Origin of the sequence: Halobacillus sp. BBL2006 (assembly GCF_000786645.1) — a bacterium.
GTDB lineage: Bacteria > Bacillota > Bacilli > Bacillales > Halobacillaceae > Halobacillus.
Genome location: NZ_JRNX01000470.1, coordinates 1 through 3,034, shown reverse-complemented (window position 1 = coordinate 3,034; position 3,034 = coordinate 1). Strand labels below are relative to the sequence as shown.

Annotated in this window: 4 protein-coding genes and 1 pseudogene; all 5 read left to right on the top strand. The window is 44.4% G+C overall.

Annotated elements, in window-relative coordinates:
* Window positions 1-305: pseudogene (locus tag LD39_RS23135) on the top strand (hypothetical protein); the annotation flags it as partial.
* Between the two features lie 221 nt (window positions 306-526).
* A complete protein-coding gene (locus LD39_RS13950; protein WP_035548180.1) occupies window positions 527-850 on the top strand; it encodes a PadR family transcriptional regulator in 324 nt (107 codons plus the stop codon).
* On the top strand, window positions 847-1,710 hold the full coding sequence (locus LD39_RS13945) for a permease prefix domain 1-containing protein (protein WP_035548178.1): 864 nt from the start codon (window positions 847-849) through the stop codon (window positions 1,708-1,710). The genes LD39_RS13950 and LD39_RS13945 overlap by 4 nt, the downstream gene beginning before the upstream one ends.
* Before the next feature lie 15 nt (window positions 1,711-1,725).
* Window positions 1,726-1,974: a hypothetical protein gene (locus tag LD39_RS13940; protein WP_035548174.1), complete on the top strand. Its 249-nt coding sequence runs from the start codon at window positions 1,726-1,728 to the stop codon at window positions 1,972-1,974.
* 10 nt (window positions 1,975-1,984) lie between these two features.
* Window positions 1,985-3,001, top strand: a complete 1,017-nt coding sequence (locus LD39_RS13935) for a PD40 domain-containing protein (RefSeq protein ID WP_197061433.1) — start codon at window positions 1,985-1,987, stop codon at window positions 2,999-3,001.
* Window positions 3,002-3,034 lie beyond the last annotated feature (33 nt).

Sequence of the window (3,034 nt, the reverse complement as noted above, 5' to 3'; positions counted from 1 at the left end):
GTCTCCATGCCGTATCGATTACGAGGATTGCAAGAGACTTGAACGGCGAGTACCGCGTTTACTTTTACAATCCTAATAATGACGGCTCCCAAAACTGGGGCCAGGAAATCGAACCGAGCGTCAACGGAAACGGTGAGGTTGAAGGCGAAAGCTCCCTTCCGTTCCATGAGTTTGTATCAAGGCTTTACGCCTTCCACTACAACCCTTATGAACAAGGGGATGCTTATGCAGTGGAAAATGAGACTGTCAGTCAAGTTTCCCATTTAGCGAAGGAAAGCTGGGGACGCGATTATACGTGGGTTTAAGAGTAAACAAGCCAGGCCTTTAAAAGGTCTGGCTTTTTTTGGGCAAAAATATCCCACTCGGAGTGGGATCTTCTGTTTCTCCTCTCAAATATTTCAGTTGAGCCATTTATTATCTGATGCACGCCCTCCATCTAAAATTGGAAAAATCAAACATCACCCTTGCAATACGATGTACCTCGTTATACAATGTTAACAACAAATATTGGTAAAGGTGTGAAACCATGGATCGAGAAATCATGAAAGGCAGCATCGATATTCTTATGCTCGGACTTGTCTCAAAGCACGACATGTACGGTTATGAGATTGTTAAACGCCTGAAGGAACAAAGCGACAACCTTTACAACATGAGTGAAGGAACCCTTTATCCTGCATTGAAACGGTTAGAAAAAAAGGAATGGCTAACCTCGTATTGGTCAGAAACCGAGAGTGGACGGAGAAAGTATTACAAAATCACCGATGAGGGACGGACGGTCCTCGATCAGAAACTCGGCGAATGGAAGAGCGTGAATGACCTGATTATGAAAACGTCGGAGGACTTATCATGAATCGTATGGAAAAGCACGTCAATCGCATTTTGGAACAAATGCAAAGCCCCCCGGACGAACGGGAGGACATCAGAGAAGAGCTAATGAGTCATATGGAATCAGCCAAACACCATTATATGAATCAGGGAAACTCTGAGAAAAAAGCAGAAAAACTAGCCGTGGAAGACTTTGGGGATTCAGATTTCATCGGTCACGGACTTCAGGAAACGATGTATCCTTATCAACGCAGCTTGCTTTATGTAATTGGGATTGCCAGCCTATTGTTTGCAGCGCTTTTCTATATCGATATGACGTTTGTCGTAGGAGAGGTAGAGCCTGTGTGGCTTCTCCTTCAAATTCTTGTCGGAACGGCTGTCACAATGTCCGCCATCAACATTTCATTTATGGGGCGCCACTATTGGTCTCTCAATGTTATTGTGCTGATTGCGGCGATGTGGAATGGGTTCAACAGCATTATCGTCGAACAGACCCCGGGTAATCAGGCGATTTTCTTCTGGTTTTACTTACTCATCGTCGTCCTTTTATGTATCGCCTTTGTTATGCGGAATTCCTATTACTCCTCACATCAAACTACTACACCTAAGAAAACCCGCACAATTCTGAAAATCAGTTATATCGTGAATATTCTATTTGGCATCATGCTCTGTGCAGCAGCTTTATTCCTCGCCTATGGATTCTTAATTTTTGGAGGTTTTTCCTGGATGCTTGCCGTTCCATTGTCGAGCATTATAGCCTGGTTGATTTTCTTCAAATTTCAAATGAAACTCATCCGCAGTCGCCCTGTAGCTGCAATCGGAATCGGCTTCCTATTTTTAATCGTCGCATCCGTGAGCCCATTCGCCATTCTATCGATCATCTAACAGGGAGGAGATTTTATGGAGGAGCTGATTCGTACGATGAGTTGGCCGATCTTTATTGCATTCTTAATCATTCATACGGCTCTTCTTCTTTTTAAAAAGAGAAAAGCCGTTTTATTTACAGCAAGCATTATGACAGGAATCGGTGCCGTTGCGATAGTCCTCGGATTGATTTCCTTCCTCGGTCTCGGTGTGTATGGGGTTCTCCTCATGCTGGTCGGACTCGTTTTCTATATTTCTACGAAAGACCATATGGAGAAAGGGTGATCCCGTGTCTTTGAAAAAGAAAAATACCATCTTTCTATCGATTGTCGCTGTTGCTTTTGCCCTGCTTTATTGGACGGGGACATTTGCCAAGGGACCGATTCAGCATACAGGACTTGGCCGGTCTCCTGTCCTTTCTCCTGATGGGAAAGAACTACTCTTTCCATATGACAAAAATGGAGAGTCTGCACTCTATACAGCTCCTGCTTCCGGCGGGAAAGCTGAACTGCTTCTGGAGCCCAAAACGATGGACTCTTACGTCCATCCTGCCTATTCACCAGACGGCACGAAGCTACTGTACATTAAAGAATATAAAGTAGAGGGGAAACCCTATAACCAGCTGATGATGTACGATATGTTGAAAAAAAAGAGCCAGCCCTTGCAGGACATTGATCATTACATCAGCGAAGCAGTGTTTGGACCAGATGGCAAGCAGGTTTACTATACGGAAGCTAAATCGTATCAAAACAATACAAACGGAGACGGGATGTTTGCCAAAGATTTCGATATTTACCAGATGAATCTCGATACCTATGAAACTAAACAGCTCACTAAGCGGAAGCTTTTCAGTTTATCTGGCTTACAGATGACAAGTGAAGGAAAATACTTACTATTTTCACTCTATAACGGAGAGAATCTAGTTCAACGTATGAACCTTGAAACGAAGAAAGTCGAGACGATCACGCCCGAACCTGAATACAAATCGGCGGCACAGGATGGACCGAACATCGGCTCTCCTGCCCTCTCGCCTGACGGAACCCGGATTGCTTTCTCTGACGTTGCCTCCAAGAATGATCGGGGCACCTACCAGTATGAAGTGTTTACCATGAAAGTCAGTGGTGAAAATGTACAGCAGGTTACGAAATTCAAGGAACATGTGACAGAACCAGTCTTTTTTCCTAATGGGAAGGAATTACTAGTTACGGTCGATCAAAACTTTGCGGGGCGCCGTCCCGACTACGAGTATTGGAGAATAAGCACGGATGGGAAGGACCGCAAAGAAATTATCATTGAATTACCAGAAGAATAAGAGAAGAAACGCCGCCTGGATAACCAGGCGGCG

Bases quoted from the DNA above. Each gene is read 5' to 3' on its own strand.
- LD39_RS13950 (WP_035548180.1), top strand. From the start codon at position 527: ATGGATCGAGAAATCATGAAAGGCAGCATCGATATTCTTATGCTCGGA.
- LD39_RS13945 (WP_035548178.1), top strand. From the start codon at position 847: ATGAATCGTATGGAAAAGCACGTCAATCGCATTTTGGAACAAATGCAA.
- LD39_RS13940 (WP_035548174.1), top strand. From the start codon at position 1,726: ATGGAGGAGCTGATTCGTACGATGAGTTGGCCGATCTTTATTGCATTC.